Source organism: Streptomyces sp. MnatMP-M17 (assembly GCF_900091995.1).
Taxonomy (GTDB): Bacteria; Actinomycetota; Actinomycetes; order Streptomycetales; family Streptomycetaceae; genus Streptomyces.
This window is the reverse complement of the sequence record NZ_FMDK01000865.1, coordinates 1-6,869: the sequence shown is the minus strand read 5'-3', so window position 1 is coordinate 6,869 and position 6,869 is coordinate 1. Positions and strand designations below refer to the sequence as shown.

Annotated in this window: 7 protein-coding genes; all 7 read left to right on the top strand. The window is 71.5% G+C overall.

Translation table 11 applies throughout. The annotated features are described in order from the left end of the window. A partial coding sequence (locus tag GA0115259_RS32325) for an ABC transporter permease (RefSeq protein WP_107469322.1) occupies nt 1-768 on the top strand: 768 nt, incomplete at its 5' end. Nucleotides 769-771: 3 nt separating this feature from the next. After that, entirely contained in the window at nt 772-1,743 is a 972-nt protein-coding gene (locus tag GA0115259_RS32320) for an ABC transporter permease (RefSeq protein WP_093603555.1), read from the top strand. Between the two features lie 3 nt (nt 1,744-1,746). Beyond that, a complete protein-coding gene (locus tag GA0115259_RS32315; protein WP_093603553.1) occupies nt 1,747-2,601 on the top strand; it encodes an ABC transporter ATP-binding protein in 855 nt (284 codons plus the stop codon). 119 nt (nt 2,602-2,720) lie between these two features. Then, nucleotides 2,721-3,557, top strand: coding sequence for an ATP-binding cassette domain-containing protein (locus GA0115259_RS32310; RefSeq protein WP_256098236.1), 837 nt, complete (start codon nt 2,721-2,723; stop codon nt 3,555-3,557). Then, on the top strand, nt 3,554-4,534 hold the full coding sequence (locus tag GA0115259_RS32305) for an aldo/keto reductase (RefSeq protein ID WP_093603549.1): 981 nt from the start codon (nt 3,554-3,556) through the stop codon (nt 4,532-4,534). Before GA0115259_RS32310 ends, GA0115259_RS32305 begins: the two co-directional genes overlap by 4 nt. 126 nt (nt 4,535-4,660) lie before the next feature. After that, on the top strand, nt 4,661-5,458 hold the full coding sequence (locus GA0115259_RS32300) for an HpcH/HpaI aldolase family protein (RefSeq protein ID WP_093603547.1): 798 nt from the start codon (nt 4,661-4,663) through the stop codon (nt 5,456-5,458). Beyond that, nucleotides 5,455-6,690, top strand: coding sequence for a sialidase family protein (locus tag GA0115259_RS32295; RefSeq protein ID WP_093603545.1), 1,236 nt, complete (start codon nt 5,455-5,457; stop codon nt 6,688-6,690). The genes GA0115259_RS32300 and GA0115259_RS32295 overlap by 4 nt, the downstream gene beginning before the upstream one ends. Nucleotides 6,691-6,869 lie beyond the last annotated feature (179 nt).

Here is a 6,869-nt window from a genome sequence, read left to right as displayed (position 1 = left end):
TCCGGACTGGCCCAGCCACTTCTCACGCAGTACGGCATCTTCCTGCGCGATCTGCTCACCGGGAATCTCGGCACCAGTTACTCCTTCCACTCTCCGGCCCTCGATGTGGTCCTGGACCGGATGCCGTACACCATCACCCTGGCCGTCTCCGCGATCACAGTCACAGCCGTCGTCGCCGTACCGCTCGGCGTGTGGATGGCGCGCCGCGCCGACTCCAAGCGGGAGCTCGGCGCCAATGTGCTCACCATCGCCGGGCAGTCCATGCCGGACTTCTGGACCGGTGTGATGCTGCTGACCGTCTTCGCCGTGCTGCTGCCGGTGCTGCCGGCCTCCGGCTTCACCTCCTGGAGCGGACTGGTCCTGCCGACGGTCACCGTCGCCGTGCTGCAACTGGCGCTGATCTCCCGGCTGGTACGGCGTGAGATGACCACCGCGCTGAGCTCGCCGTACATCACCGTGGCCCGCTCCCGTGGCTTCTCCGAGCGGGCGCTGACCTGGCGGTACGCGCTCGCCAACTCGGGAGTGCCGCTGATCACCGCCATCGGCACCCGGTTCGCCGCCCTGCTCAACGGAGTGGTCGTGGTCGAGGTCGTCTTCGGCTGGCCCGGCGTCGGCTCACTCGTCGTCCGCGCCCTGGAGACCCGGGACTATCCGCTCATCCAGGCCACCGTGCTGGTCACCGCGACCCTCGCGATCCTCGTCCAACTCCTTGTCGACCTCGCCTACCCGCTGCTCGATCCGCGGGTACGCCTCGGAAAGGCGGCCTGAGCCATGACCACCGCCCTGCGTACCGCCGCCTCCTCGGGCGACTCGTCCGGTGCCTCCTCCTCCGGCGGCAGGCCGAGCGCGGTCACCGCGCGCGATCTCGCCCATGCCACCGCGATCCGGCAACGGCGCGGCGCCCGTCTCAAGCTGTGGGCGGGAACCGTCTGTACCGCCCTTGTCGTCCTGCCGGTCGCCCTGGCGACCGTACTGCCGCTGCCCGGCGCCGACGCGCAGGATCTCTCCAAGCGCCGGCTGCCGCCGCTCAGCGACGGGCATCTGCTCGGCACGGACCAGCTCGGCCGCGATCTGCTCTCCCGTGTCCTGCACGGCGGCCAGGTGTCCCTGACGGTCGGCATTCTCGCGGTGCTCGTCTCCGGAGTGATCGGGATCGCGGCGGGCGCGGCGGCCGGATTCTTCGGCGGCTGGGTCGACACCGTCGTCTCACGGCTGCTGGAGGCCCAGCTCGCGCTGCCTCTGCTGATGATGCTGCTGCTCGTGGTCGCCCTGTTCGGGCCCTCCGTCACCGTCATCACCTGTGTGATCGCGGTAGCCCAGTGGCCGGAGGTGGCGCGGCTCACGCGCTCCCTCGTCCTGGTGGAGCGCGAGAAACCGTATGTCGCCGCCGCCCGGGTCCTCGGACTGCGCGGCTGGTCGGTCCTCGGCCGCCATGTCATTCCCAATGTCGTCCGCCCGGCGAGCCTGGTCGTTCTGCTGCTGCTCGCCCAGGCGGTGCTGCTGGAGAGCGCGCTGAGCTTCCTCGGCGCGGGCCCGCAGCGGCCGTTCGCCACCTGGGGCCGGATCATCTCCGACGGCCAGGACTACATCACCACCTCATGGTGGCTGGTCACGCTGCCGGGACTGGTCATCGCCCTGCTGGTGGTCGGCGTCAATCTGATCGGCGACGGTCTGCGCGACCGTACGCGTACGACGAAACCGCCGCGCGGAGCGCGCGCACCCCGTGTCCGGAAGGGAGCCTGAGCCATGACCACGGATATTGCGCTGCTGGACGTCGAGGACCTCCAGATCGAACTCATCACCGCGCACGGAGTGGTCCGCGCCGTCGACGGCGTGAGCTTCACGGTGGGCGCGGGCGAGACCGTGACGCTCATCGGCGAATCGGGATCCGGCAAGTCCACCACCGCCATGGGCGTGCTGCGACTGCTGCCGGAAGGGCTCGCGGTGCTGTCGGGCTCCGTACGGATCGCGGGCCGGGACATCGTCGCCGATCCGCGCGCCGCCCGCGAACTGCGCGGGCGGACCGTGTCGCTGATCCCGCAGGATCCGATGACGGCGCTCAGCCCGGTGCACACCATCGGCCGTCAGCTCGGCGACGCGCTGCGGCTGCGGCATCCCGGACTGTCCCGCGCCGAGGCCAGGGAGAAGGGTACGGATCTGCTGGCCCAGGTCCGTATCCCCCGGCCGGAGACCCGCTGGAAGACGTATCCGCACCAGTTCTCGGGCGGAATGCTGCAACGCATCCTCATCGCCGCCGCGCTGGCCGCCGGGCCGCGGCTGCTGATCGCCGACGAGCCGACGTCCGCGCTGGACGCCACCGTGCAGGCCGGTGTTCTCGATCTGCTGATGGAGCTACAGGAACAGGAGGGCATCGGGATGCTCATGATCACCCATGATCTGGGGGTGGCCCGGGTCGTCTCCGACCGTATCCATGTGATGAAGGAGGGCCGTTTCGTGGAGTCGGGCCCCGCGGAACGGATCGTGGAGCGGCCGGCCGAGCCGTACACCCGGGCGCTGCTGGCCGCCGTGCCGAGGCTCGGCGCCTGGGACGAGGACGAGACCGCCCTGACCATGGCCGCACCACGCGGAGCGGCGGGATGACCGGCGGCGCGGAGAACACTCCGCGGAACGGCGCGACAGCCGACCGGACGGGTGGTCCGGTTGCTGAGCCGGCGGGCGGTCCGGTGGGTGCGCGGCCGATCGGGCGGCCGAGTGGCCCGGTGGCTGAACCGCCGTTTCTGAGCGTCGAGGATCTGGTGGTCGAGTACCCCACCGCCCAGGGCCCGTTCCGGGCCGTCGACCGGGTGAGTTTCCAGCTTCCGCGCGGCGGTTCGCTCGCCGTCGTGGGCGAGTCGGGATGCGGCAAGTCCACGCTCGCCCGTGCCCTCGTACGGCTGCTGAAGCCCACCTCGGGCCGGATCGTCCTCGACGGCACGGACATCGCCACACTGCCCGAGCGGCGGCTGCGCCCGCTGCGGCGGCGGGTCCAGATGGTCTTCCAGGACCCGTACGGCTCACTGGACCCGCATCTGACCGCCCAGCAGATCGTGGCCGAGCCACTGCGCCTCTCGGGCGTCGGTGACCGGGCGGAACGCGCGCGGCGCGCGGCGGAGCTGCTCGACCGGGTCGGGCTGCCGTCGTCGGCCCTGCACCGCCGGCCGCCCGAGTTCTCCGGCGGGCAGCGCCAGCGGATCGGTATCGCCCGTGCTCTGGCGTCCCGTCCCGATGTGCTGGTGTGCGACGAGGCGACCTCCGCCCTCGATGTCTCCGTACAGGCCCAGGTGCTGGATCTGCTGCGGGAGCTCCAGGCCGAGACGGGTATCGCCTATCTGGTCATCGCCCACAACCTCGGAGTGGTCAGGGAGATCAGCACCGATGTGGTGGTGATGCACGCAGGCCGGGTCGTCGAGACCGGGCCGACCGCCGCCGTACTGGCCGCACCGGCCGAGTCGTACACCCGGGCGCTGCGCCGCGCGGCTCTCGATCCCACCGCGATCCGCGGCGTGAAGCCACGGCATCTGCTCACCACCGCCGCACCGGAAGGCGCTCGCCCGTGATCACCGGCATCGATCTGCCGTCCCTGCCCGTCCCGCTGTCGCGCCTCGTCCTCGGCACCATGACCTTCGGCGACACCGTCGACCGGGCGGGCGCCGCCGCCATGGTGGACACGGCGCTGGACGCGGGCATCACCGGTATCGACACGGCGAACGGTTACGCCGGCGGTGAGAGCGAGCGCATCCTCGCGGACCTGCTGCCCGGCCGCCGCGACCGGATCGTACTGGCCACCAAGGCCGGTATCCCGCATCCGGACCAGGGCGGACACGCCCCGCTGTCGGCGGCCGGGATGCGGGCCGCGCTGGAGGGCAGCCTGAAGCGGCTCGGCACCGACCATGTCGATCTCTTCTATCTGCACCAGCCGGACCGTGCCACTCCGCTCGCCGAGACTCTCTCCGCCGTCGCCGCGTTCATGGCCGAAGGCAAGATCCTCGCCCTCGGTGTCTCCAACCACGCCGCCTGGCAGATCGCCGAACTCGTCCGGGTCGCCGGGGAGACGGGCGCGCCCAGGCCCGTCGTCGCCCAGCAGCTCCACAATCTGCTGGCACGCCGGCTGGAGGAGGAGTACGTCGAGTACGCGGCCGTCACCGGACTGCGCACCATGGTCTACAACCCGCTCGGCGGCGGTCTTCTGACGGGCCGTCACACCTTTGAACGGACTCCGGGATCGGGCCGGTTCGGCGATTCGCGGCTCGCCGCGATGTACCGGGAGCGGTACTGGGACGAGCGGCTCTTCGCCGCGGTCGGCGAGCTCACCGCGATCGCGCGCGAGGCGGGCATCCCTCTCACGGATCTGGCGCTGCGCTGGCTGCTCGGCCGGCCCTCGACGGACGCGCTGCTCCTCGGCGGTTCGCGGACCGAGCATCTCCGGGCCAATATCGCCGCCGCCCAGGCCGGTCCGCTGCCGGCCGAGGTGACCACGGCGTGCGACGAGGTCGGCGCACGGCTGCGCGGCCCGATGCCCGCGTACAACCGCTGAGTCCCCGTCCGCCGTCCGCCGTCCCTGTCCCTGTCCCCGTCCCCGTCCTGTCACGATGACATCGGCTGCCCCGGCCACACCGTGATACCGAGTGATATTTCCTCCACCGCCCCGAAGGAGTCCTTCATGACCCGAGACCAGTCCGGCACGCCCGCCGCCTTCGCCACCGCGCTGCGCGCCCGGGAACGGCTCATCGGCTACTGGTCCGTCCTCGACTCGCCGGTCTCCACCGAGCGGATCGCACGTCTCGGCTACGACTATGTGGCCCTCGACGCCCAGCACGGTCTGATCGCGTACACCGGGGTGCTCGCGTCCCTCACCGCCATCGACACCAAGGGGAGCACCGCCGTCGGGCTGGTGCGGGTCGAGGCCAATGACGCGGGGCCGATCGGCCGCGCGCTCGACGCGGGAGCGGCCGGTGTGATCGTGCCGCTCGTCGACACGGCGCAGGACGCGGCCGAAGCGGTGGCGGCCGTGCGCTATCCGCCGCTCGGGCACCGCTCGTACGGCCCGATGCGCTCGGCCCTGCGGATCGGTCCCGACCCGGCGCAGGCGCACGCGCAGACGGTCGTACTGGCGATGATCGAGACGGCGGACGGTCTGGCCAATGTGGCGGAGATCTGTGCCACCGAGGGCCTCGACGGTATCTATGTCGGCCCGTCCGATCTGCGTCTGGGCATCGGCGGAGCCACCACGAGCGATCCCGCGGTCGGCGAGCGGTTCGAGGCGGCGCTGGTGACGATCCGGGAGGCGGCGGCCGGCGCCGGTATCGCGGCGGGCATCCACACACCGGACGGCGCGAGCGCCGCCAGGCGGCTGGCGGAGGGCTTCACCTTCGCCACCGTCTCCAGCGATCTGGTCCATCTGGAGCAGGCCGCGGGCCGTCATCTCGCCACCGCACGCGGTGCCGGTGAGGCCCAGTGAGTACGGCTCCCTCCGACACCGGATCCGGGCTACGAGCCGCCGACGGCGTGCTCCGCCCGCACGCTTCGCAGCCGGGCCGCGCCGAAGCGCAGCTGACCGCGCCCGCCGTGCAGAACCACGCCGCGAATCTGACGGTCCTGCCCGGCGGCGATCTCGGCTGTGTCTGGTTCGGCGGTACGCAGGAGGGCGTGGCGGACATCTCCGTCTGGTTCTCCCGGCTGGCCCCGGGCTCCGGCACCTGGTCCGCGCCGGTCCGGCTCTCGGACGACGCCGCCCGCTCCGAGCAGAATCCCGTCCTGTTCCCTGCCCCGTCCGGTGAGCTGTGGCTGCTGCACACGGCGCAGCGCGCCGGTCACCAGGACACGGCCGAGGTACGGCTGCGGGTGAGCGAGGACAACGGTGTGAGCTGGGGCCCTTCCCGTGTGCTGTTCCCGGCGACCGCCGAGGGCGGTGTCTATGTGCGGCAGCCGGTCACCGTCCTGCCGTCGGGACGGCTGCTGCTGCCCGTGTTCCGCTGTGTGACGGTGCCGGGCCGGCGGTGGTCCGGCGGCGACGACACCAGCGCGGTGATGGTCAGCGACGACGGAGGGCGGAGCTGGCGGGAGCGTCCGGTGCCCGGCTCCACGGGTCTGGTCCATATGAACATCCGTCCGCTGCCCGACGGTTCGCTGCTCGCGCTCTTCCGCAGCCGCCGCGCGGACTCCGTATACCGGTGTACGTCGGACGACGGAGGCGAGACCTGGACGGTGCCGGAGCCGCTGGATCTGCCCAACAACAACTCGTCCCTCCAGTGCGTCGCCCTGGCCGACGGCCGTCTCGCCCTGGTGCACAACCACAGCAGCGCCGCCGATGCCACCGAGCGGCGTGTGTCGCTGTACGACGAGATCGACGACGAGGGCCTCGACAGCGGCAACGAGACGAGCCACCCGGCCCCGGACAGCGGACCGGCCCTGGACGGCGGCGCCTTCTGGGGTGCCCCGCGCGCGCCGCTCACCCTCTCCGTATCGTCCGATGGCGGTCTGACCTGGCCGGTCCGCCAAGATCTGGAGACCGGCGACGGCTACTGCCTCACCAACAACTCCCGCGACGGCCTCAACCGTGAACTGTCGTATCCGTCCGTGGCCCTGTCCGAGGACGGCACGCTGCACATCGCCTTCACCCACCACCGGCGCACCATCAAGTATCTGCGTCTGAGCCCCACTTGGGTCGGCCAAGAGCTGTCCGAGGCGTGAGCGTACTTCTGATGTGATTTCCTGGAAAGCAGTATTTCAAGGGCACGCGCTGCGTAATGTCGGGTTCCTCGCGCCCGCCCTGTTGTGCGGCGCCTTCCCCGAACAGGATGTATCCCGTCATGCCCCGTGCCCGCACAGCCGGCGCTGCCGCCGCTCTCGCGGCGGCAGCCGCCCCCCCG

Bases quoted from the DNA above. Each gene is read 5' to 3' on its own strand.
- GA0115259_RS32320 (WP_093603555.1), top strand. From the start codon at position 772: ATGACCACCGCCCTGCGTACCGCCGCCTCCTCGGGCGACTCGTCCGGT.
- GA0115259_RS32315 (WP_093603553.1), top strand. From the start codon at position 1,747: ATGACCACGGATATTGCGCTGCTGGACGTCGAGGACCTCCAGATCGAA.
- GA0115259_RS32300 (WP_093603547.1), top strand. From the start codon at position 4,661: ATGACCCGAGACCAGTCCGGCACGCCCGCCGCCTTCGCCACCGCGCTG.